The sequence below is a fragment of the Actinosynnema sp. NPDC004786 genome, assembly GCF_053601135.1.
Genome location: NZ_JBSGBG010000052.1, coordinates 1 through 20,576 on the forward strand (window position 1 = coordinate 1; position 20,576 = coordinate 20,576).

Consider the following 20,576-nt stretch of genomic DNA (forward strand, 5'->3'; position numbering starts at 1 on the left):
ACGCCTGGCCGAACTCCCCACCGTCATCCGCATCGTCACCAACCTCGAGCACTACCGCCAAGGCTGGTGACCTTCTGAATAACGCTCCTACGTTCGGAACGCGTGTGTCCTACGTTCGAGACGCGTGAGTCGTACGTTGGGGACGCGTGAGTCGTACGGTCGGGGACCCCGAATTCAACGTTCGGGGTGGCCGGGTGGGTAGCCTGCGGAGCCATGTCCGACTGCCTGTTCTGCCGCATCGTCGCCCGCGAGATCCCGGCGACCGTGGTGCACGAGACCGACACCACGCTGGCGTTCCGCGACATCGCCCCCCAGGCCCCGACGCACGTCGTGGTCGTGCCCAAGGTCCACGCGCCGGACGCCGTGGCCCTGGCCGCCACCGAGCCCGGCGTGCTGGACGACCTCTTCCTGGCCGCGGGCGAGGTGGCCAAGGCCGAAGGCGTCGCCGACACCGGCTACCGGCTGCTGTTCAACACCGGCGACCACGCCGGCCAGACCGTCTTCCACGCCCACCTGCACGTCCTCGGCGGACGACGGCTCGGCCCGCTCGCCTAACCCAGGGCCTGCATCACCGGCGCGAACAGCCGCGCGCGGTCACCGCCGAACTCCCCGCGCACCATCAGGTCGACGGTGAACCGCGCCGGCACGCCGTGCCGCGCCAACCACGCGCCCAGCCACGGGTCCCGCACGTCCACCCGCACGACACCCGACGCCAGGTCCGCGACCAGATCCGCCGCGCGCGCCGCCGACGACGCCACCACCGGACCCACCATCGTCACGTCCCCGTTGCGCCACGCCGCCGCGAACCCGTCGTCGGCCACCCGCACCCGCTCGGCGAACCCGAACAGCTCCTCCCACATCCCCGACCGGTCGGCGCCGAACACCTCGGCGTCGACCGCCACCACCCGCGCCCGGTCCGCCTCCGCCAACGGCCGCGACGTGCCCGGGGCGGCGCCGCGGAACTCCCCGACGTGCGCGGTCACCCGGCCCACCGAGCGGAACCCGAGCTTCTCGTAGAGCGGCTTGCCGAACGACGTCGCGTGCAGCGACACCACCGGCGTGCCCGCGAACTCCAGCGCGTGCCCGACCAACCGCCGCCCCCACCCGCGCCCGCCGTGGGCGGACGCCACCAGCACCATGCTGACCGCCGCGTGCGCATCACCGAACCGGGTGACGATCGTGGTGCCGATCAACTCGTCGCCCTCGAACAGCCCGAACCCGGTGCCCACCCGCAGCAGGAACGCCCACTTCGCCGGCTCCTCCGGCCACCCCCGGTCCGACGCCAGCCGGACGCAGGCGGGCAGGTCGTCGGGGGTGAGCACGCGCATCGTCGCCACGACTCCGAGTACACCGGCCGTGTCCAACCCGTTTTCTACTCCGGTGCGGAGTGTCGGTGGGGACGGCTAGCATCGGGACCAGCAGTCGAACTCACCCGAGCACGGCGCGAACGCGCAGGAAGAGGGCCCGAGGCCACGTGGCCGGTACCGCTGACAACACGCCGCAGACCACCCCGGCCGCGGCCGACGCCCAATCGAAGTTCGCCGTGCCCGACGGCGCGGTGCTCGCCCTGCTCGGGTCGCGCGACGAGAACCTCCGGCTCGCCGAGGAACTGCTGGTCGCCGACGTGCACGTGCGCGGCAACGAGATCACGCTCTCCGGCGCGCCCGCCGACGTGGCGTTCGCCGAACGCGTGTTCTCCGAGCTGGTCACGCTGGCCAGCCGGGGTCAGCAGGTGGGCCCCGACACGGTCCGCCGCACGGTCGCGATGTTGTCCGCGGGCACCGCCGAGTCGCCCGCCGAGGTGCTGAGCCTCGACATCATCTCGCGCCGCGGTCGGACCATCCGGCCGAAGACGTTGAACCAGAAGCACTACGTGGACGCGATCGACCAGAACACGGTGGTGTTCGGCATCGGTCCGGCGGGCACGGGCAAGACGTACCTGGCCATGGCGAAGGCCGTGCAGGCGCTCCAGGCCAAGCAGGTCAACCGCATCATCCTGACCAGGCCGGCGGTCGAGGCGGGCGAGCGGCTGGGCTACCTGCCGGGCACGCTGTACGAGAAGATCGACCCGTACCTGCGCCCCCTGTACGACGCCCTGCACGACATGGTGGACCCCGAGTCCATCCCGCGCCTGACCCAGGCGGGCACGATCGAGGTCGCCCCACTGGCCTACATGCGTGGCCGTGCCCAACCGGTGTTCACCAACGTGCTGACCCCGGACGGCTTCCGGCCGATCGGCAGCGTGCGGGTCGGCGACCTGGTGATCGGCTCGAACGGCGAGCCGACCCCGGTCCTCGGGGTCTACCCGCAGGGTGTCAAGGACATCTACCGGGTCAGTGCCCAGGACGGGGCGTCGACGTTGGCCTGCGGTGATCACCTCTGGACCGTGCGCACCAGGTCCGACCGGCGTCGCAACAAGCCGTGGAGGGTCCTGCGGACCGAGGACATGATCGGCAACCTCCGGGCCGCGCACGCCCGGCGGTACGAGCTGCCGCTGCTCAGTGCCCCGACCCGGCACCCGGAGCGGCCGGTCCCGATGGACCCCTACGCCCTCGGGCTGCTGCTCGGCGACGGGTGCCTGACGGGTTCGACCACGCCGTCCTTCGCGACCGACGACCCCGAGTTGGCGGTGGCGCTCCAGGGCGCGCTCACCGGGGTGGCGGTGAACTGGAAGAACCGGGTGAACCACACCCTCAACCGGGTCAAGTCGCCGGGTGACGTCGTGACGCTCGAGAACCCGGTGACCGGGGCGTTGCGGGCGCTCGACCTGCTCGGCACGAGGTCGCACACGAAGTTCATCCCCGACGTCTACCTCGAGAACACGCCCGAGATCCGGCTCGCGGTGCTGCAGGGCTTGTTGGACGCCGACGGCGGTCCGGTGACGCAGGCCGGCCGCACCTGCCGCATCCAGTACACGACCACGTCCGACGTGCTCAGGGACAACGTGATCCGCCTGGTCCGGTCGCTCGGCGGTGTCGCCTACACGCGGACCCGGGTGGCCGAGGGCCGCAAGGGGGGCCACGTGGACGGGCGCACGGTGGCCTACCGCCACGACGCCCACATCGTGGACATCCGGCTCCCGGAGGGCGTCGAACCCTTCCGGCTGGCCCGTAAGCGGGACAAGTACCACGCGTCCGGCGGTGGTGGCAGGCCGATGCGGTTCATCGACCGCATCGAACCCGCGGGCCGGACCGAGGCGGTGTGCATCCAGGTGGCCGCGGCGGACTCGCTGTACGTGACCGAGGACTACCTGCTGACGCACAACACGCTGAACGACGCGTTCATCATCCTGGACGAGGCGCAGAACACGACGCCCGAACAGATGAAGATGTTCCTCACCCGGCTGGGGTTCGGGTCGAAGATCGTGGTGACCGGCGACATCACCCAGGTCGACCTGCCCGGCGGGCAGCGCAGCGGCCTGAAGGTGGTCAAGGACATCCTCGAAGGCGTGGAGGACGTCCACTTCTCCGTCCTGACCAGCAACGACGTGGTCCGGCACCGGTTGGTGGCGGACATCGTGGACGCCTACGAGAAGTGGCAGGTCGAGCAGGACGAGGGCGAGGCGGCCGACCAGCGCAGGCACCACGCCGGACCCGGTGCGCGGTCGCACGGGCAGCGCCGGGGACGATAGGCGCCGTGAGCATCGAGATCGCGAACGAGTCGGGCGTGACCGTGGACGAGCCGTCCATCGTCGCCGCCGCCCGGTTCGCCCTGGACCGGATGGGCGTCAGCCCGTTGGCCGAGCTGTCCGTCCTGCTCGTGGAGCTGGACGTGATGGCGGACCTGCACCAGCGCTGGATGGACCTGCCCGGTCCGACCGACGTGATGGCGTTCCCCATGGACGAGCTGGACTCGGCGCGCCGCCCCGACGCGGCGGGCCTCGGCCCGGCGCTGCTCGGCGACATCGTGCTGTGCCCGGACTTCGCCAAGGACCAGGCGAAGAAGGCGGGTCACAGCCTGCTGGACGAGCTGCACCTGCTGACCGTGCACGGCGTGCTGCACCTGCTCGGGTACGACCACGCCGAACCCGCCGAGGAGCGGGAGATGTTCACGTTGCAGAACCGCATCCTCGGTGACTTCCGCACCGCGGCGGCCGAGGCGGAGCGCAAGTCGGCGCAGCGCGAGGCCGACTCGAAGCTCCTCGGGGCCGTCGGCCTGGAGGATGCGGACCGGCCCGAGCCGACGGCCTGAGGCGGTCGGGGTGATAGGCGGTACCGCCGGCTTGTTGGTGTTGGCCGTGGTCCTGGTGTTGGCGGCGGGCGCGTTCGCGGGCGCGGACGCGGCGTTGGGCACGGTGTCGCGGGCCCGGGTCGAGGCGTTGCAGCGGCAGGGCCGGGCGGGCGCGGGGCAGCTGATCGCGCTGCTGGCGGACCGGCCGCGGCACGTGAACCTGCTGCTGTTGCTGCGCCTGGGCTGCGAGCTGGCGGCGACGGTGCTGGTCACGGTGGTGTGCCTGGGTCGCATCGACACCGGGTGGGTGGCGATGCTGGTCGCCGGGCTGAGCATGCTCGTGGTGTCGTACGTGCTGGTCGGCGTGGGTCCGCGGACGATCGGCCGGCAGCACCCGTACGCGGTGAGCCTGGTCGCGGCGGCCCCGATCCGGGTGCTCGGCCGCGTGCTGGGGCCGTTGAGCAGGCTGCTGATCCTGGTCGGCAACGCGATCACGCCGGGCCGGGGTTTCCGCGAGGGCCCGTTCTCGTCCGAGGTGGAGCTGCGCGAGCTGGTCGACATGGCGCAGGAGCGCGGCGTCGTGGACGAGGGCGAGCGGGAGATGATCCACTCGGTCTTCGAGCTGGGCGACACGATCGCGCGCGAGGTGATGGTGCCGCGCACCGAGATCGTGTGGATCGAGCAGACGAAGTCGATCCGCCAGGCGTTGGCGCTGTCGCTGCGCACCGGGTACACCCGGGTGCCGGTGATCGGCGAGAGCGTGGACGACATCGTCGGCGTGGTGAACCTCAAGGACCTGGTGCGGCTGACGCTGGCCGAGGAGCCGAACGGCACGTCGGTGGCGGACGTGATGAAGCCCGCGTCGTTCATCCCGGACTCGAAGCCGATCGCGGACCTGCTGCGGGAGATGCAGTTGTCGCGCAACCACCTGGCGGTGGTGGTGGACGAGTACGGCGGCACGGCGGGCCTGCTCACGATCGAGGACATCCTGGAGGAGATCGTCGGCGAGATCACCGACGAGTCCGACACCGACGACCGGCCGCCGGTGGAGCACCTGGACGACGGCTCGGTGCGGGTCAGCGCCCGGCTGCCGGTGGACGACCTGGACGCGTTGTTCGGCACGGAGCTGGACGACCACGAGGTCGAGACGGTCGGCGGGCTGCTGGCGCAGCGGCTGGGCCGCGTGCCGCTGCCGGGCACGGAGGCCGAGATCGCGGGCCTGCGGATGCGGGCCGAGGGCGGCAAGGACGAACGCGGGCGGATGCGCATCACGACGGTGCTGGTGCGCCCGGTGAACAACGGCCACGACAGCGAGGGGACCACCGGTGAGTGACCTCGACCCCGAGGACCAGAAGATCATCACGCTGGCGCGGTCGGCGCGGGCGCGCACGGGCGCGGCCGAGGGCGCGGCGGTCCGGGACACCGACGGTCGGACCTACACCGCGACCACGGTCGCCCTGCCGTCGCTGAGCCTGACCGCCCTGCAGGCGGCCGTGGCGGCGGCGGTGTCCAGCGGCGCGGAGGGCCTGGAGGCGGCGGCCGTGGTCACGGCGTCCTCGGAGGTCGACGCGGCGTCCGTGGCGGCCGTGCGGGACCTGACGGCCGGCGCGCCCGTGCTGCGCGCCGACGCGTCGGGTGCGGTGCAGGAGACCGTGTGACGGGTTACAGCAGCACGCCGGCCCGGCCGAGGTCGTGGTTGAAGTACGCGGAGAGGGTCGACGCGGACGCCCGGTAGACGATCGGCTGGGAGGCCGGGTCGAGCACCAGGTAGTCGCCGTCGTAGGCGGCGACGGTGAGGAAGTGCGGCACGTTGCGGCCCGACCAGGGCAGGCTCACCATGTTGCCCGCCATGATCGCCGGGCGGCCGTTGCGGACGTGGGCGAGCACGCGGTTGAGGTCGTTGAAGACCACGGTCGCGCTCACGCCGTTGCGGGCCAGCGCGCGGTGGACGTCGGACTCGTTCGTGCCGAACCGGTTCGGGTCGTTCCAGGTGGGGTCGTAGCCCATGTCCGAGCGGGCGCGGTTGATCGCGTCGACCGGGCGGCTCGCGTTCCACGACCTCGGCGTCACGCCTGCGGCGAGCAGGGCGGACACCACGCTGGCCGGGCCGCAGTCCTCGCCCTGGTTGGGCTGGCCGTGGAACTGCGACACGGGCACCAGCCGCCCGGTGGAGGTGCCGCAGTCGGGCACGCCGGGGATGCGGTAGTCGTAGCCGGTGGCCAGGTAGGCGTCGGCGAGGTAGCCGCGCAGCGCGGGCACGTAGTCCCACAGGTCGCTGGTGAACCCGCGCGTGTTGGTGACGGACTGGCCGCGCACCTGGCACGAGATGTCCACCCGCTGCCCGTCCCAGACCAGGCCGAGGGATGAACTGGCGGACGTGGGCGCGGACCGGATGTTGAGGCCGTCGCCGTCGGTGTTGCCGACCGTGGCGGACGCCGCGGACGCCACCCGCGCGCCCCCGACCAGGGCGGACGCCACCAACACGGGTAAGAGCAGCGAGCGGAGCAATCGGGTCACGGGTGCCTCCTCGTCGTCACCGGCCAATCACCGTCGGTGAGAGCCGCCCGTGCCGCCGGGGGTTCCACGTCGCACGGGCGCACTTCGTGGTCGCGCACCAGGCCGGCGATCATGACCGACAGAATCGAGTCCTCCGTCCACCGGTGAGCGAGACGACCGGGGCAAGGCGCGGCTGCTCTCCCCTACCGGGCCGTCCTGGCCCGGGACGGGTGGCGTGCGGTCCGGACAACACCGGGAGAGGGCTGACGCGGCGCGGTCGGCGGGGCCGGGGACAATGGGCGGATGGATGGTTACCGCTCCGGGTTCGCGTGCTTCGTCGGCCGCCCCAACGCAGGCAAGTCGACGCTGACCAACGCGCTCGTCGGGACCAAGGTCGCGATCACGTCGAGCAAGCCGCAGACCACCCGTCACACCATCCGGGGCATCGTGCACCGCGAGGACGGCCAGCTCGTCCTCGTGGACACCCCCGGCCTGCACCGCCCGCGCACGCTGCTCGGCCAGCGCCTCAACGACCTGGTGCGGGAGACGTGGTCCGAGGTGGACGTGGTCGGCTTCTGCGTGCCCGCGGACCAGAAGGTCGGCCCCGGCGACCGGTTCATCGCCGCGGAGCTGGAGAAGATCGCGAAGCGCACGCCGGTGGTCGGCATCGTCACCAAGACCGACCTGGTGGGCCAGCAGCAGGTCGCCGAGCAGCTGCTCGCGTTGCAGCAGGTGATGGACTTCGCCGACTTCATCCCGGTGTCCGCGGTGGACGGCTACCAGGTCGACACCCTCGCCGACCTGCTGCTGGGCAAGCTCCCCGAGGGCCCGCCGCTGTACCCGGACGGCGAGCTGACCGACGAGCCGGAGCTGACCCTGGTGGCCGAGCTGATCCGGGAGGCCGCGCTGGAGGGCGTGCGCGACGAGCTGCCGCACTCGATCGCCGTCGTGGTCGAGGAGATGCTGCCCCGCGAGGGCCGCGACGACCTGGTGGACATCCACGCGAACGTGTTCGTCGAGCGGCCGAGCCAGAAGGCGATCATCCTGGGCCACCGCGGCGAACGCCTCAAGCAGGTCGGCATCACCTCCCGCAGGCACATCGAGAAGCTGCTGGGCACGCGGGTCTACCTCGACCTGCACATCAAGATCGCCAAGGACTGGCAGCGCGACCCGAAGCAGTTGCGCAGACTGGGGTTCTAGGTGGCGAACCTCTACCGGGACACCGGGGTGGTCCTGCGGGTGCAGAAGCTGGGCGAGGCGGACCGGATCATCACTCTGCTCACCCAGCGGCACGGCAAGGTGCGCGCGGTGGCCAAGGGCGTGCGCCGCACGTCGTCCCGGTTCGGCGCGCGGCTGGAGCCGTTCGGGCACGTGGACGTGCAGTTCTACCCGGGCCGGTCGCTGGACGTGATCACCCAGGTGGAGACGCTGGACGCGTTCGGCGTGGTGCTGGTGGACGACTACCAGCGCTACACGGCGGGGTGCGCGGTGCTGGAGACCGCCGACCGGCTCACGCCCGAGGAAGGCGACCCGGTGCTGCGGCTGTACCTGCTGGTCACGGGCGCGTTGCGGGCGTTGGCCGCGCAGGAGCGGGACGCCTCGCTCATCCTCGACGCGTTCCTGATGCGGGCCATGGCGTTCGCGGGCTGGGCGCCGGCCGTGGACGAGTGCGCCCGCTGCGGCGACCCCGGCCCGCACCGGGCGTTCAACGTGCACGCGGGCGGCATGGTGTGCCCGCGGTGCCGGCCGCCGGGCAGCGCCACGCCGTCCAGCGACACCCTGAGCCTGCTCGCGGCGCTGCTGCACGGCCGGTGGGACGTGGTGGACGGCATCCCCGCGGTCGCCCGCCGGGACGCGAGCGGCCTGGTCGCCGCCCACCTGCAGTGGCACCTGGAGCGGCAGTTGCGGTCGCTGCCGCTGGTCGAGCGCAAGGCGCAGCCCGCCGACGGATAGAGTCGCCTGCCGCACCGAACACACCCCTGAGAGGACAGCCATGCTCCGCCGACGGCGGGTTGAGCGCGTCCAGCGCGTTCCCCGACCCCCGGAACCGCACCCGTCCGGCGCCACGCCCCCGGTGCTGCCCGCCGACCTCGTGCCGAAGCACATCGCGATCGTGATGGACGGCAACGGCCGGTGGGCCAACCAGCGGGGCCTGTCGCGCATCGAGGGGCACAAGCGCGGCGAGGCCGTCGTGGTCGAGGCGGCCAAGGGCGCGATCGAGATGGGCGTGAAGTGGCTGTCGCTGTACGCGTTCTCCACCGAGAACTGGCGGCGCAGCCCCGAGGAGGTCCGCTTCCTCATGGGCTTCAGCCGTGACGTGATCCACCACCGCACCGACGAGCTGGACGAGCTCGGCGTGCGGGTGCGGTGGGCGGGCCGCAGGCCGAGGCTGTGGCGCAGCGTCATCAAGGAGCTGGAGGTCGCCGAGGAGCGCACGAAGGACAACGACGTGCTGAACCTGGCGATGTGCATCAACTACGGCGGGCGGGCCGAGGTCGGCGACGCGGCGCGGGAGATCGCCCGGCTGGTCGCGGCGGGCAAGCTGAACCCGGAGAAGGTGGACGAGCGCACCGTCGCCAAGTACATGTACCAGCCCGAGATGCCGGACGTGGACCTGTTCATCCGGCCGTCCGGGGAGCAGCGCACGTCGAACTTCCTGCTGTGGCAGTCGGCGTACGCGGAGCTGGTGTTCCAGGACATCCTGTGGCCGGATTTCGACCGGCTGCACCTGTGGCGCGCGTGCGAGGCGTACGCCATGCGCGACCGGCGCTTCGGCGGCGCCGTCGACAAGCCCGACGTGGAGGATCCGGAGTGACCGACCAGGACGCCAAGGTGACCGCGGAGCTGCTGACCGCGGCCCGCGAGGCGTTGGAGATGTTCCACGAGGTGCACGTCGACGACGACGGCGCGCTGAGCTTCCGGCACGCGGACGTGCCGTGCGCGGTGCAGGCGATGCGGCTGGCCGAGGGGCTGACCGTGCTCAGCCTGACCTGCGTGGTGGCGTGGGACCTGCCCGACGACCGGAACCTCGCCGTGTCCGCCGCGGAACGCGCCGGTCAGGGCCTGTTCGGCACGCTCGGCGTGGTGCACACCGAGCGCGGGATGGACGTGACGTTGCGCTACGCGTTCCCGGCCGAGGGGCTCAAGCCGGAACCGCTGAGCACGCTGCTGATGTTGGTCGTGTCCACCGCCTCGCAGCTGCGCAACGAGCTGCTGGCCGGAACCGGGGGTGCCTGATGGCCGGTGTGATCGTGTACGAGCCCGACGACGAGACCGACGTGGAGGGCCTGCCGTGGGCCGTCACGTTCGAGGCGTCGGCGGGGGAGGAGTGGGCGTCGTTCGTGTGCGGGCCCTACGACCGTGACGACGCGGTGAAGCTGGCCGAGGAGGTGCTGGCCGCGAGCCGCGGCGTGACCGCCGTGGTCGAGCCGCTGCTGCCGGTGACGGAGGCGGCGGACGTGCTGGCGACCATCGCCGAGCTGCGGGAAGAGGACGGGTCGGCCGAGTAGCCGACGGCCGGCGGAGCCGCGGAGGCCCGGAATTGTCGGACCCCGCCGGCAGAATGAAAGCAGGGGTCCCCTGGGCGAGGACCCCTGCGCAGCTTGCGAGGACCCCTGCGTAGCTTGCGAGGATCCGTGCGTAGCTTGCGGACCCTGCGCGGCTTGCGATGAACCGGGTGAACATGCGCGTGCCCGCGCTCAGGGGCCGCGGAAGCGGTGGAAGCCCACGCCGAAACCCGCGTCCGGGTCGGACAGCCACCGCCGCTCGAACCCGCGTTCCTCGAACCACGCGCAGATCGACGGCACCAGGTCCGGCTCGCCGCGGTGCCGGGCGCTCGAGGTCAGCAGCGGCAGCGGCCGTCGAGGTTGAGGGCCATGCCGCAGCCGTCGCAGTAGCGGTGTCCCGGCTGCTCCGGGACCGGGGCCGGGGCCGGCGCGACCGGCCGGCCGGGTCGCGGAGCGCGTCGGACCGGTCCGATCTCACGGCGCAGGGCGGTCAGGTCGGACTTCGTCACGCCGACGCACCCCTGCTCCGCGATGGCCTCCAGCCACTCGTTGTTGCTCGCACCGGGGTGCGCGGCCAGCCACCGGAGCGCGACGTCGTGCCACGCCGGCCGCGCCCGGGCCCGGTGTCGGCGGCTCACCGCGTCGCGCCGGGTTCCGGGCGAGGGCTTGACCGGCTGGGACGCCCCACGCTGCGACCCGGTGGACCGGGGCGCGTCGGCGCGGGCCTTCCCGGCGGCGCCCGCCTTGGCGCCTGCGGGCGGCACGGATCGGGTCCGCACACCCTTGGGCAGCCCGTCGCGGATCCGCTGGATCAGCTTCGTGCTGCCACCCCGGTGTCCCGCTTCGCGCAGCGCGCGCAGGCACTCGCGGTTGCTGCGCCGCGGGTTGCGCGTCAGCCACCTGCGTGCGGCGACCTCCCACGGACCGCCCCGGTCCGCCGCGGGCAGGGAACCGCCGCCGACCGGTGCGGGGCGCGCCGCCCGCTGCGACCCGCCCCTGCTCTTGGGCTCCCGAGCGGGCACGGCGTCGCCGGGCAGGTACGGGTCCGGCACGTCGTCGTCGGGGCTGTAGCCCGGCGTCATCTCGTGCCGGTGCGCGTAGTTCAGGAACCAGTCGTCGCTCATCCTCACCGCCTGACGTCGATGTCCCCTGTCATCGCGGAGCGGGGCGCGGGCGTTGCGGCGGCCGCCGGACGTCACCCGTCCGGACGCGGGTGTCCGACGGGGCGGCCACTCGGAAGCGGGTGGGAAACGCCCCGGAGGTCGGTGAGCGGAGCGCCGGTGTTCTGGCATCATTTCGAAAGTGACAATCACTGGCGAGATCCGGGGCTCCCGCCGGCGACGACCGCCGACGCGGTGGAAGATCACGTCGCTCGAAGTGCTCTGCGTGCTGCTCGTGCTGGCGCTGGTGCTCCAGGACTGGCTGGTCGGCGTGCTGGACGTGCCGGTGCTGCGCACGGCGTCCACGGTGTTCGTCGCGGTGTGCGTGCAGGCGCTGCCGTTCCTCGTCCTCGGTGTGCTGATCAGCGGCGCGATCGCGGCGTTCATCCCGGCGAGCGCGTTGCGCCGGGCGTTGCCGCGCCGGACCGGGCTGGCCGTGCCCGTCGCCGGGGTCGCCGGGGTGGCGCTGCCCGGCTGCGAGTGCGCGTCCGTGCCCGTCTCGCGCCGGCTGATGCAGCAGGGCGTGGCGCCGGCCGTGGCGTTGACGTTCCTGCTCGCCGCGCCTGCCGTGAACCCGATCGTGCTCGTGTCCACGGCCGTGGCCTTCCCCAACGCGCCGGGGATGGTGCCCGCCCGGTTCGCCGGCGCGCTGCTCACCGCGGTGGTCATGGGCTGGCTGTGGACCCGGTTCGGCAAGGCCGAGTGGATCGCTGAACGGGCGCTGAGCCGCCTGCCCGACCACGACGGCACGTCCCGGTGGGCGGTGTTCGCCGAGACCGCGCGGCACGACCTGGTGGACGCGGGCGGGTTCCTGGTGCTCGGCGGCGTGTTCGCGGCGGCGTTCAACGTGCTCGTGCCGCAGGCGTGGCTGGAGACGCTGGGCGGCCAGGTCGTGCTGGCCGTGGTGGTGCTGTCGCTGCTGGCCGTGGTGCTGGCGCTGTGCAGCGAGGCCGACGCGTTCGTCGCCGCCTCCATGTCGGCGCTGCCGCTGCTGCCCCGGCTGGTGTTCCTGGTGGTCGGCCCGGCGGTCGACGTCAAGCTCGTCGCGCTGCAGGCGGGCGCGTTCGGCAAGTCCTTCGCGGCGCGGTTCGCCCCCGCCACGTTCGTGGTGGCGATCGCGTCGGCCCTGGCGGCGGGAGCGGTGTTCCTGTGAGGTGTGCGGACCGATGAGGCGAGAGACCCAGAACATCCTGCTGGTGCTGCTCGGCGGCGCGCTGCTGAAGCTCGCGCTGACCGGCACCTACCTGCGGTACGTCAAGGAGTCGCTCCAGCCGTGGCTGGTGGCGACCGGCGCGGTCATGGTGGTGCTGGCGGTGGTGTCGATCGTGCGCGACATCCGGGCGAGCCAGGCCGACCCGGACGGGACCGCGCCCGACGCCGCCGTCCACGCCGGTCACGAGCACGGCACGTCACGCAGCCCGTGGATGCTGCTGCTGCCCGTGCTCGCGGTGTTCCTGATCAGCCCGCCCGCCCTGGGCGCGGACACCGTCAACCGGTCCGACCGCAACGCCGCCCAGGAGGCCAAGGCGTCCAGCGGGTTCGCGCCGCTGCCGTCCGACGAGGTGGTCCCGCTCACCATCGGCGAGTTCGTCACCCGCACGGCCTGGGACGACTCCGGGTCGCTGGACGACCGCACGGTCCGGCTCACCGGGTTCGTGGTGCGCAAGGACGGGGACGTGTTCATCGCCCGGCTGACCATCTCGTGCTGCGCCGCGGACGCCTCGCCGGTCAAGGCCAGGATGGTCGGCCAGGACTTCGGCGCGCTGCCCACCGACCAGTGGGTCGAGGCCACCGGCCGGGTCGTGCCCGGCTCGGCGACCAAGGAGAACGCGTTCGTGCCGACGTTCACCGTGGCGCGGGTGGTGCCGATCGCCACGCCCGAGGACACCTACGAGGGCTGAGTCCTCGCGCAGCACTCGCGGCACGTGCCGAAGATCTCGACGGTGTGGCTGACCTCGACGAACCCGTTCTCCGCCGCGACCCGGTCGGCCCACTTCTCCACTGCGGGCCCCTCGACCTCGACCGTGCGGCCGCAGCTCCGGCACACCAGGTGGTGATGGTGGTGCTGGGAGCAGCGGCGGTAGATCGCCTCGCCGGAGTCGGTGCGCAGCACGTCCACCTCGCCCGCGTCGGCCAGCGACTGCAGCGTGCGGTAGACCGTGGTCAGGCCGATGCCCTCGCCCCGCTTGCGCAGCTCCTCGTGCAGCTCCTGGGCCGAGCGGAACTCGCCGAGCGAGTCGAGCAGCTTCGACACGGCGGTCCGCTGCTTGGTCGACCGCAGCCCGGGGACCGCGGTGGTCGGGCGCTCGCCAGTGGTCACATCTCCTCCGTCCGGGGCGTGCGGTCGGTCCGGTCGACGTCGGGGGGTCCCTCGTCCACGTGGGCGACCGCGTCCACCACGATGTGCGCGAGGTGCTCGTCCACGAGCCGGTAGACGACCTCGCGGCCGTGCCGCTCGCCGTGCACCACGCCGGCGGCCTTGAGGACCCGCAGGTGCTGGCTGATCAACGGCTGGGCCACGCCCAGCGCCTCGACCAGCTCGTGCACGCAGCGGTCCGCCTCCCGCAACTGCAGCACGATCGCGATCCGCACCGGCGCGGCGAGCGCGCGCAGCAGCTCACCGGCCGCGGCGAGGGTGTCGGCGGGCTTCGGCGGCGCCGGTGGTGGTACGCGGCGTTCCGGTGAGTGCACGTGGTCCCCCCGCACTCCGACCGTCACGACGCCTCCCGGTGGTATGGATTTTCACCACCGATACTACGGCGCTAGAGCACCGACACGGCGATGAGCACCAGGACGCCGAGGACGAGCAGTCTCAACACGCGCGCGCTGGGCGTGAGCAGGGGCCACGTGGTCGCCAGCAGCACCGCCACCCCCGCCGCCAGCACGCCCAGCAGCAGAGCGCCCACCGCGCCGCCCAGCCACACGCCCAGCCCGAACAGCGCCAGGACCACCAGGAACGCCGCCGGCGCGGGCACCCGCGAGAGCGGTCCGGCACCGGGGATCAGGGTCCGCTTCGAGTTACCAGCCACCGTGGCATCCTTGCACCGTGCTGCTCGTGTGCCGCTTCACCGTGGCGGAATCCGGCGTCGAGGCGTTCACCGGGCGCGTCGACCGGGCGTTGTCCCTGCTCACCGGCCAGCCCGGGTGCCGGCGCGCGCAGTTGTCGCGGTCCACGGACGAGGCCGACCGGTTCGTGCTGACCGTCGAGTTCGACTCGGTGGTGGCCTACCGGCGGGCGCTGTCGCCGTTCGAGGTGCGCGAGCACGTCATCCCCCTGCTGTCCGAGGCGAGCACCGACGAGCCGGCCGCCTACGAGCCGCTGCTGGTCGCCGCCGACGGCGAGGTCCGGCGCGAGGTGAGCCTGCTGGCGCACGACGCCGGCACCGTCCGCCTGGGCGAGGCCGCCGGCCCGGCCACCCCGCGCTGAGCGTTCCCGCGCTCCGCACGCCGACCGTCCGGGGGGATCCGCGACCGGCGGTCCGGGCGCGTGCGACCGGTCGCCCGGAGGTGGTCCGGCGACGGGGACTAGGCTGACAAGCCCCATTCCCGTCCCGTTCCGCATCTCCCGATGGAGCGTCCGTGGCAGCCGATCGCATCGAGACCGTCGTCAGCCTGTGCAAGCGTCGCGGGTTCGTCTACCCGTGCGGCGAGATCTACGGCGGCACCAGGTCGGCCTGGGACTACGGTCCGCTCGGCGTCGAGCTGAAGGACAACATCAAGCGCCAGTGGTGGAACTTCATGGTCCGCGGCCGCGAGGACGTCGTCGGCCTGGACTCGTCGGTGATCCTGCCGCGCGAGGTGTGGGTGGCGTCCGGGCACGTCGAGGCGTTCGTCGACCCGCTGATCGAGTGCAACTCCTGCCACAAGCGGTTCCGGCAGGACACGCTGGTCGAGGAGTACGCCGAGCGCACCGGCAAGCAGGTCGCCGAGGGCGACGTCTCCGACGTGCCGTGCCCGAACTGCGGCACCCGCGGCCGGTACACCGAGCCGAAGATGTTCAACGGCCTGCTCAAGACCCACCTCGGCCCGGTCGAGACCGACGAGGGCCTGCACTACCTGCGCCCGGAGACCGCGCAGGGCATCTTCACGAACTTCCTCAACGTGCAGACCACGTCCCGGCGCAAGCCGCCGTTCGGCATCGGCCAGATCGGCAAGAGCTTCCGCAACGAGATCACGCCGGGCAACTTCATCTTCCGCACGCGCGAGTTCGAGCAGATGGAGATGGAGTTCTTCGTCGAGCCGGGCACGGACGAGGAATGGCACCAGTACTGGATCGACGAGCGCACCCGCTGGTACACCGAGCTGGGCATCTCGAAGGAGAACCTGCGGCACTACGAGCACCCCAAGGAAAAGCTGTCGCACTACTCCAAGCGGACCGTCGACATCGAGTACCGCTTCCAGTTCGGCGGCCAGGAGTGGGGTGAGCTGGAAGGCATCGCCAACCGCACCGACTTCGACCTGAACACCCACTCGAACCACTCCGGCGTGGACCTGTCGTACTTCGACCAGGCCACGAACTCGCGCTACCGGCCGTTCGTGATCGAGCCCGCCGCGGGCGTCGGCCGGCCGATGATGGCGTTCCTGCTGGAGGCGTACACCGAGGACGAGGCCCCGAACGCCAAGGGCGGCGTGGACAAGCGCGTCGTGCTCCGCCTGGACCGCCGGCTGGCCCCGGTCAAGGCCGCCGTGCTGCCGCTGTCGCGCAACGCCGAGCTGTCGCCGAAGGCGAAGGACCTGGCCAACGCGCTGCGCAAGCACTGGAACATCGAGTTCGACGACGCCGGCGCCATCGGCCGCCGCTACCGGCGGCAGGACGAGATCGGCACGCCGTTCTGCGTCACGGTCGACTTCGACACGCTGACCGACCACGCGGTGACCGTGCGCGAGCGCGACACCATGGCGCAGGAACGCGTCTCGATGGACCAGCTGGAGGGCTACCTCGCCGCACGCCTGATCGGCGCGTGACCGCCCCGGACGGGGCCCACGTACGGCGGCTCGCCGGGCGTAGTCGCGCTGCACGGGGCCGGAGGGCTGCCGAAGGGGCGCGGCGGGCCTAGGCGTTGGCGCGGTGTTCGGACGGGCTCACGCCGCGTTCCCTCTTGAACGCCGTGCTCAGCGCGAAGCCCGTGCTGTAGCCGACCCGGCGGGCCACGGCGTCCAGGGTCGCGGACGGCTCGCGGAGCAGGTCCGCGGCGAGCGTGAGCCGCCAGCCGGTCAGGTAGGCCATCGGCGGCTCGCCCACCAGGTCGGTGAACCTCCTGGCCAGCGCCGCCCGCGACACGCCCACCGCCCCGGCCAGCGAGGCCACCGTCCAGGGTCGCGCGGGGTCGGCGTGCAGCAGTCGCAAGGCCCGCCCGACCACGGGGTCGGCGTGGGCGGAGTACCACCTCGGCGTGCGCGCCTCCGGGCGGCAGAACCACGCCCGCAGCACGGAGATCAGCAGCAGGTCCAGCATGCGGTCCAGCACCGCCTCCTGACCCGGCTGGTCGCGGGCGGTCTCGGCGGCCAGCAGCGGCACCAGCGGCAGGTCCGCGGAGGGCGCCACGAGGAACGGCGGCAGCACCGACAGCAGCCGCCGGCTCACCTCGCCGTCCAGCTGGTAGGTGCCGCTGAGCAGCACGACCTCGCCGTCCGGGCGCGTGCCCCACGTGCGCACGCCCAGGCCCCACTGCTCGCACAGCGCCGACCCGTCCGGCGTGGTGGTGATCCCGCCGGGGTGGACGACCGCCTGCACCGGCGTGGCGGGGTCGTCGGCGAGCGTGTACGGGTCGGGCCCGCGCAGCACCGCCACGTCACCGGTCCGCAGCGGCACGGGCCGGTCGTCGTGCGGCAGCAGCCGGCCCTCGCCGCGCACCACCGCCACCACGGTCAGCGGCGCGCGGTCCTCGACGCGCAGCGACCACGGTGGGTCCAGCACGGTGCGCACGAGGAACGCGCCGCGGGCGCGCGGTCCGTCCAGCAGCCCGGCGAGAGCGTCCACGGGCGCAAGGGTAAGACGCGCGGGTATGCGGTCGAGGGTTTCGGCGATGGGAAGCCGGGGGCCGGTCGGTTTGACTGGGCGGCATGGTCCCCACGGTGACGATCGTCGCGGCCCTCGGCTGCGGGATGATGGCCGGAGTGTTCTTCGCGTTCTCCGCGATGGTCATGCCCGGCCTGCGGCGGGCCGAGCCCGCGGTCGGTGTCGCGGCCATGCGGGCGGTCAACCTCGCCGTGGTCAACCCCGCGTTCCTCGGCGTCTTCCTCGGCACGGCGGTCGTCGGCGTGGTGGCGGCGTTCGAGGGCGGCCCGTGGGCGTGGGCCGGCGCGGCCCTGTACGTCCTGGGCGGGATCGTGCTGACGATCGGGTTCCACATCCCGCGCAACGACCGGCTGGCACGGCGGGGCGCCGCCGAGGACTGGGCCCGCTACCTGCGCGAGTGGGTGCCCGCGAACCACGTCCGGGCCCTGTGCTCGCTCGCGGCCGCCGCGTCGTTCACGCTCGCGGCGCTCGACTAGCGCCGCCGCACTCCAGGCTCGGCCCAGGGGTGGTCACGGTGCGTGAACAGACTCCCGGTGAATGACCTGCGTCACGAACCATCGAGTGAATATCGCGCGAAACGCGCGCCGAAGGCCCCACATTAACCCTCACGTCACCCTGCTCCGTGAGACTTCATCACGGGCACGGTTCATCGGGGGGTGTCATGACGCGTGTCGTGGTCGTCGCGATCGTCGTGGCGCTCGTCGCCGTGCTGGCCCCTTCACCGCTGGGCCACGCCAAGCCCGCGCGCCCGGTCCCGGGTCACGCGGTGGCCGCGGGGACCGAGGAGGAACCCGGCCGGGAGTGCCGCGGCGGCCCGGAGCCGCGCCACGCGGTGAAGCGTCCGCAACCGGCCCGACCTGCGGCGGGACGGTCCCGCGCCGTGCCCGTCGACCGGCGCCTCGACGTGACCACCGGCACGGACCCGCCCGTGGACCGGGGGCGACGCGAACACCTCCGCTCGTGGTCCACGCCGTCGGCCCTCCAGGTGTTCCGGAACTGATCGGCACCCCACCGCCAGTCGATCGCACCGTTCGAACACCGACGAGTGGGGAAATCCGATGCAATTCCAACCGCGGGCCGCACGCGCCCGTGCATATTCGCCCCGCGTGTCCCGGGAAATGGGACGCGGGCACACCGACCGCCGAACGCCTTCCTCCCGCACGGGGTCACGCGCCGTGCACGGCCGGCCCGAGCTGCCGGGGGCCGACCGGTGAGCACCCGGACCGAACGCCCCGCCCCGACCCGGGTGCGCCCGACCCTCTGGCCCGACGTCGGCGCGTCGCTGGTGGTGTTCCTGGTGGCGCTCCCGCTGTGCGTGGGCATCGCCGTCGCCTCCGGCGTCCCGGCGGAACTCGGCATCGTCACCGGCGTGGTGGGCGGCCTCGTGGTCGGCCTGCTGCCGGGCAGCACCATGCAGGTCAGCGGACCGGCGGCGGGCCTGACCGTGCTGGTCGCGGACACCGTCGCGGCGCACGGCGTGCGCGCCCTCGGCCTCATCGTGCTGGGCGCGGGCCTGCTCCAGGTGGCGATGGGCCTGCTGCGGCTGGGCCGCTGGTTCCGCGCCATCTCGCCCGCCGTGGTGCAGGGCATGCTCGCCGGCATCGGCCTGGTGCTCGTGCTGGGCCAGCTCTACCCGTTCGCCGGGCAGGACCAGCCCGCGACGACCGGCGCGAAGATCACCGGCCTGGTCGACCTCGCCCGCGACGCCGTGACGACCTCCGTGGGCCTGAGCGGCCTGGCGGTGGGTGTGCTGACGCTGGTCGTGGCGTCGCTGTGGAAGCGCACGCCGTGGCGCGCCGTGCCGGGGATGTTGGTGGCCGTCGTGGTCGCCTCCGCGGCGGCCGCCGTGCTGCCGCTGCCGCGCATCTCGGTCGGCTCGCTGACCGACGTCGTGACCCTGGTCGACTTCTCCCTGCTGGACGCCGGTGTGCTGGGCGCGATGCTGACGTTCGCCCTCGTGGCGTCGGCGGAGAGCCTGTTCAGCGCGGCGGCCGTGGACCGCATGCACGACGGGCCGCGGACGCGGTACAACCGGGAACTCGTCGCGCAGGGCGTCGGCAACGCGGTGTGCGGCGTGCTCGGCGCGTTGCCGATGACCGCCGTGATCGTGCGCAGCGCGACCAACGTGGACGCCGGGGCCCGCACCCGCCTGTCCCGCGTGCTGCACGGGCTGTGGCTGCTGGTGTTCGTGGTGCTGCTGCCGGGCGTGCTGTCGTACGTGCCGCTCGCCGTCCTCGCCGCGCTGCTGGTGCAGGCGGGGTGGAAGCTGCTGGCGCCCCGGCAGGTCGTGGAGATGGCCCGCGCGCACCGGGCGGAAGCCGTCGTGCTGGTCCTCACCGCGGGCCTGATCGTGCTGACCGACCTGCTCACCGGCACCCTCGCCGGCCTGCTGGCGGCGGTGGTCAAGACGGCCTGGGAGATGTCCCGCCTGACCGTCACGGTGACCGCGCACGGCGAGGACCACCACCACGTGGCGGTGCGCGGCAACGCGACGTTCCTCAAGCTGCCCGGCCTGCTGGAGACGCTGGAGGCGGTGCCGGACGGCCGGCCCGTCCGGGTCGACCTGACCGGCGTCCGCCACCTCGACCAGGCGTGCGGCCAGGCGATCGACCACTGGGCCGCGGGGCGCGACGGCGTGGAGGTGATCCGCCCGGCCGCGGACTGAGCCGGCGGGGGCCCGGCGCGACCGCCCTCGCGCCGGGCCGCCCCTACTTCGCCCGCTTGGCGTGGTTGGCGTGCTTGCGCGCCGCGAAGCCGTGCGCCTCGACCAGCAGGGGCCGCACGGCGTCGAGGGTCGCCCCGCTCGGCGACACCACGCAGACCCAGTGCTGCGACGCGTAAACGGGGTGCGGCATCAGCCGGTCCCGTTCCGCGTAGTCGAACCCGGTGTCGAACACGCCGTCGGCGTCGCGCCCGGTCGGCACGGGCCCGAACATCGCCGTGTAGGTCGCCTTGGTGAGCCCGATGTTGAGCCGGTACGCCCCCGGCTCGCCCAGCCGGGACACCCGCTCGTAGTGGTCGCCGGTCACGATCGTCGCGTACGGCATCTGACGTTCCGGCGGCAGGTCGCCGTCGGGGTCGTAGAGGAAGAACACGTCGCCGTGCGCCTCCATGGCGCGCGTGCCGGGGAAGGTCGAGGTGATGTGGTCCGTCAATTCTTCGGCGTTCACCCCTTCAACCGTATCTTTGAAGTCCTTTATGAGACTTCCCCGCGAAGACGGCCTG

At 72.8% G+C, this 20,576-nt stretch carries 24 protein-coding genes and 3 pseudogenes; 19 read left to right on the forward strand and 8 right to left on the reverse strand.

The genetic code is table 11. From position 1 onward, the window contains the following. The first annotated feature begins 213 nt into the window (after positions 1–213). Positions 214–555 (forward strand): histidine triad nucleotide-binding protein, encoded by a 342-nt coding sequence (locus ACWEFJ_RS33225; protein WP_449716160.1) that lies wholly within the window; start codon positions 214–216, stop codon positions 553–555. Here ACWEFJ_RS33225 and ACWEFJ_RS33230 read toward each other — a convergent pair. After that, positions 552–1,328: a GNAT family N-acetyltransferase gene (locus ACWEFJ_RS33230; protein ID WP_449716188.1), complete on the reverse strand. Its 777-nt coding sequence runs from the start codon at positions 1,326–1,328 to the stop codon at positions 552–554. The two genes, ACWEFJ_RS33225 and ACWEFJ_RS33230, sit on opposite strands and share 4 nt — an antisense overlap. 146 nt (positions 1,329–1,474) lie before the next feature. On the opposite strand from ACWEFJ_RS33230, the pseudogene ACWEFJ_RS33235 reads away from it, so the two are divergent. The 6 genes and pseudogenes from ACWEFJ_RS33235 to ACWEFJ_RS33260 form a co-directional block, all read left to right on the forward strand. Further along, a pseudogene (locus ACWEFJ_RS33235) lies at positions 1,475–2,185 on the forward strand (PhoH family protein); the annotation flags it as partial. Positions 2,186–2,536: 351 nt separating this feature from the next. Further along, positions 2,537–3,010 (forward strand): annotated as a pseudogene (locus tag ACWEFJ_RS33240) (LAGLIDADG family homing endonuclease); the annotation flags it as partial. A 255-nt stretch (positions 3,011–3,265) separates the two neighbouring features. After that, a pseudogene (locus ACWEFJ_RS33245) lies at positions 3,266–3,631 on the forward strand (PhoH family protein); the annotation flags it as partial. A gap of 5 nt (positions 3,632–3,636) precedes the next feature. After that, positions 3,637–4,191 carry an rRNA maturation RNase YbeY gene (gene ybeY / locus ACWEFJ_RS33250; protein ID WP_378092949.1) on the forward strand — a complete coding sequence of 185 codons (555 nt, stop codon included), beginning with the start codon at positions 3,637–3,639 and terminating at the stop codon, positions 4,189–4,191. Next, positions 4,163–5,503 carry a hemolysin family protein gene (locus tag ACWEFJ_RS33255; protein WP_449716161.1) on the forward strand — a complete coding sequence of 447 codons (1,341 nt, stop codon included), beginning with the start codon at positions 4,163–4,165 and terminating at the stop codon, positions 5,501–5,503. Before ybeY ends, ACWEFJ_RS33255 begins: the two co-directional genes overlap by 29 nt. Next, complete coding sequence (locus tag ACWEFJ_RS33260; protein ID WP_378092945.1) at positions 5,496–5,828, forward strand: cytidine deaminase; 333 nt, start codon at positions 5,496–5,498, stop codon at positions 5,826–5,828. The genes ACWEFJ_RS33255 and ACWEFJ_RS33260 overlap by 8 nt, the downstream gene beginning before the upstream one ends. A 4-nt stretch (positions 5,829–5,832) precedes the next feature. Here ACWEFJ_RS33260 and ACWEFJ_RS33265 read toward each other — a convergent pair whose 3' ends face one another. Then, complete coding sequence (locus ACWEFJ_RS33265; protein ID WP_449716162.1) at positions 5,833–6,687, reverse strand: C39 family peptidase; 855 nt, start codon at positions 6,685–6,687, stop codon at positions 5,833–5,835. A 282-nt stretch (positions 6,688–6,969) separates the two neighbouring features. On the opposite strand from ACWEFJ_RS33265, the gene era reads away from it, so the two are divergent. Genes era through ACWEFJ_RS33290 form a run of 5 tightly spaced genes read left to right on the forward strand, consistent with a single transcriptional unit; the run spans position 6,970 to position 10,175 of the window. Beyond that, positions 6,970–7,866 (forward strand): GTPase Era, encoded by an 897-nt coding sequence (gene era, locus ACWEFJ_RS33270; protein WP_378092941.1) that lies wholly within the window; start codon positions 6,970–6,972, stop codon positions 7,864–7,866. Continuing rightward, positions 7,867–8,619 carry a DNA repair protein RecO gene (gene recO, locus ACWEFJ_RS33275; RefSeq protein ID WP_378092939.1) on the forward strand — a complete coding sequence of 251 codons (753 nt, stop codon included), beginning with the start codon at positions 7,867–7,869 and terminating at the stop codon, positions 8,617–8,619. It begins immediately after the preceding gene. A gap of 40 nt (positions 8,620–8,659) precedes the next feature. Further along, a complete protein-coding gene (locus ACWEFJ_RS33280) occupies positions 8,660–9,481 on the forward strand; it encodes an isoprenyl transferase (RefSeq protein ID WP_378092937.1) in 822 nt (273 codons plus the stop codon). A 59-nt stretch (positions 9,482–9,540) separates the two neighbouring features. Further along, entirely contained in the window at positions 9,541–9,903 is a 363-nt protein-coding gene (locus tag ACWEFJ_RS33285; protein ID WP_378092955.1) for a hypothetical protein, read from the forward strand. Further along, entirely contained in the window at positions 9,903–10,175 is a 273-nt protein-coding gene (locus tag ACWEFJ_RS33290) for a hypothetical protein (protein WP_378092935.1), read from the forward strand. The genes ACWEFJ_RS33285 and ACWEFJ_RS33290 overlap by 1 nt, the downstream gene beginning before the upstream one ends. Before the next feature lie 332 nt (positions 10,176–10,507). Here the strand turns inward: ACWEFJ_RS33290 and ACWEFJ_RS33295 are convergent, their stop codons facing one another. Then, positions 10,508–11,296, reverse strand: a complete 789-nt coding sequence (locus ACWEFJ_RS33295; RefSeq protein WP_449716163.1) for a hypothetical protein — start codon at positions 11,294–11,296, stop codon at positions 10,508–10,510. A gap of 178 nt (positions 11,297–11,474) precedes the next feature. Between ACWEFJ_RS33295 and ACWEFJ_RS33300 the strand changes: the two genes are divergently transcribed. Further along, entirely contained in the window at positions 11,475–12,485 is a 1,011-nt protein-coding gene (locus ACWEFJ_RS33300; protein ID WP_378092932.1) for a permease, read from the forward strand. A 13-nt stretch (positions 12,486–12,498) separates the two neighbouring features. Next, positions 12,499–13,233 carry a TIGR03943 family putative permease subunit gene (locus tag ACWEFJ_RS33305; protein WP_378092930.1) on the forward strand — a complete coding sequence of 245 codons (735 nt, stop codon included), beginning with the start codon at positions 12,499–12,501 and terminating at the stop codon, positions 13,231–13,233. Here the strand turns inward: ACWEFJ_RS33305 and ACWEFJ_RS33310 are convergent. Genes ACWEFJ_RS33310 through ACWEFJ_RS33320 form a run of 3 tightly spaced genes read right to left on the reverse strand, consistent with a single transcriptional unit; the run spans position 13,221 to position 14,361 of the window. Beyond that, positions 13,221–13,652 (reverse strand): Fur family transcriptional regulator, encoded by a 432-nt coding sequence (locus tag ACWEFJ_RS33310; RefSeq protein WP_378092928.1) that lies wholly within the window; start codon positions 13,650–13,652, stop codon positions 13,221–13,223. The genes ACWEFJ_RS33305 and ACWEFJ_RS33310 overlap by 13 nt on opposite strands. Continuing rightward, complete coding sequence (locus ACWEFJ_RS33315; protein ID WP_378092926.1) at positions 13,649–14,050, reverse strand: ArsR/SmtB family transcription factor; 402 nt, start codon at positions 14,048–14,050, stop codon at positions 13,649–13,651. The genes ACWEFJ_RS33310 and ACWEFJ_RS33315 overlap by 4 nt, the downstream gene beginning before the upstream one ends. Positions 14,051–14,094: 44 nt before the next feature. Beyond that, positions 14,095–14,361 (reverse strand): DUF6703 family protein, encoded by a 267-nt coding sequence (locus tag ACWEFJ_RS33320; RefSeq protein WP_449716164.1) that lies wholly within the window; start codon positions 14,359–14,361, stop codon positions 14,095–14,097. A gap of 17 nt (positions 14,362–14,378) precedes the next feature. Between ACWEFJ_RS33320 and ACWEFJ_RS33325 the strand changes: the two genes are divergently transcribed. Together ACWEFJ_RS33325 and ACWEFJ_RS33330 are read left to right on the forward strand one after the other, a co-directional pair. Then, the gene (locus ACWEFJ_RS33325; protein WP_449716165.1) at positions 14,379–14,759 is read left to right on the forward strand and encodes an antibiotic biosynthesis monooxygenase family protein; all 381 of its coding nucleotides are present in this window, start codon (positions 14,379–14,381) and stop codon (positions 14,757–14,759) included. 152 nt (positions 14,760–14,911) lie between these two features. Continuing rightward, positions 14,912–16,297 carry a glycine--tRNA ligase gene (locus ACWEFJ_RS33330; protein WP_449716166.1) on the forward strand — a complete coding sequence of 462 codons (1,386 nt, stop codon included), beginning with the start codon at positions 14,912–14,914 and terminating at the stop codon, positions 16,295–16,297. Between the two features lie 88 nt (positions 16,298–16,385). Here ACWEFJ_RS33330 and ACWEFJ_RS33335 read toward each other — a convergent pair whose 3' ends face one another. Further along, a complete protein-coding gene (locus ACWEFJ_RS33335) occupies positions 16,386–17,312 on the reverse strand; it encodes an AraC family transcriptional regulator (protein ID WP_378092919.1) in 927 nt (308 codons plus the stop codon). Positions 17,313–17,407: 95 nt separating this feature from the next. Between ACWEFJ_RS33335 and ACWEFJ_RS33340 the strand changes: the two genes are divergently transcribed. The 3 genes from ACWEFJ_RS33340 (at position 17,408) to ACWEFJ_RS33350 (ending at position 20,016) form a co-directional block, all read left to right on the forward strand. Beyond that, a complete protein-coding gene (locus ACWEFJ_RS33340) occupies positions 17,408–17,827 on the forward strand; it encodes an anthrone oxygenase family protein (protein ID WP_449716167.1) in 420 nt (139 codons plus the stop codon). Between the two features lie 185 nt (positions 17,828–18,012). Further along, the gene (locus tag ACWEFJ_RS33345) at positions 18,013–18,351 is read left to right on the forward strand and encodes a hypothetical protein (protein ID WP_449716168.1); all 339 of its coding nucleotides are present in this window, start codon (positions 18,013–18,015) and stop codon (positions 18,349–18,351) included. A 210-nt stretch (positions 18,352–18,561) separates the two neighbouring features. Further along, the gene (locus ACWEFJ_RS33350; RefSeq protein WP_378092913.1) at positions 18,562–20,016 is read left to right on the forward strand and encodes a SulP family inorganic anion transporter; all 1,455 of its coding nucleotides are present in this window, start codon (positions 18,562–18,564) and stop codon (positions 20,014–20,016) included. A gap of 43 nt (positions 20,017–20,059) precedes the next feature. On the opposite strand, the gene ACWEFJ_RS33355 is transcribed toward ACWEFJ_RS33350, so the two are convergent. Continuing rightward, positions 20,060–20,521 carry a DUF6194 family protein gene (locus ACWEFJ_RS33355; RefSeq protein WP_378092911.1) on the reverse strand — a complete coding sequence of 154 codons (462 nt, stop codon included), beginning with the start codon at positions 20,519–20,521 and terminating at the stop codon, positions 20,060–20,062. Between the last annotated feature and the right edge of the window lie 55 nt (positions 20,522–20,576).

Bases quoted from the DNA above. Each gene is read 5' to 3' on its own strand.
- ACWEFJ_RS33225 (WP_449716160.1), top strand. From the start codon at position 214: ATGTCCGACTGCCTGTTCTGCCGCATCGTCGCCCGCGAGATCCCGGCG.
- ACWEFJ_RS33230 (WP_449716188.1), bottom strand. From the start codon at position 1,328: ATGCGCGTGCTCACCCCCGACGACCTGCCCGCCTGCGTCCGGCTGGCG.
- ACWEFJ_RS33255 (WP_449716161.1), top strand. From the start codon at position 4,163: ATGCGGACCGGCCCGAGCCGACGGCCTGAGGCGGTCGGGGTGATAGGC.
- era (WP_378092941.1), top strand. From the start codon at position 6,970: ATGGATGGTTACCGCTCCGGGTTCGCGTGCTTCGTCGGCCGCCCCAAC.
- ACWEFJ_RS33280 (WP_378092937.1), top strand. From the start codon at position 8,660: ATGCTCCGCCGACGGCGGGTTGAGCGCGTCCAGCGCGTTCCCCGACCC.
- ACWEFJ_RS33285 (WP_378092955.1), top strand. From the start codon at position 9,541: ATGTTCCACGAGGTGCACGTCGACGACGACGGCGCGCTGAGCTTCCGG.
- ACWEFJ_RS33290 (WP_378092935.1), top strand. From the start codon at position 9,903: ATGGCCGGTGTGATCGTGTACGAGCCCGACGACGAGACCGACGTGGAG.
- ACWEFJ_RS33295 (WP_449716163.1), bottom strand. From the start codon at position 11,296: ATGAGCGACGACTGGTTCCTGAACTACGCGCACCGGCACGAGATGACG.
- ACWEFJ_RS33305 (WP_378092930.1), top strand. From the start codon at position 12,499: ATGAGGCGAGAGACCCAGAACATCCTGCTGGTGCTGCTCGGCGGCGCG.
- ACWEFJ_RS33345 (WP_449716168.1), top strand. From the start codon at position 18,013: ATGACGCGTGTCGTGGTCGTCGCGATCGTCGTGGCGCTCGTCGCCGTG.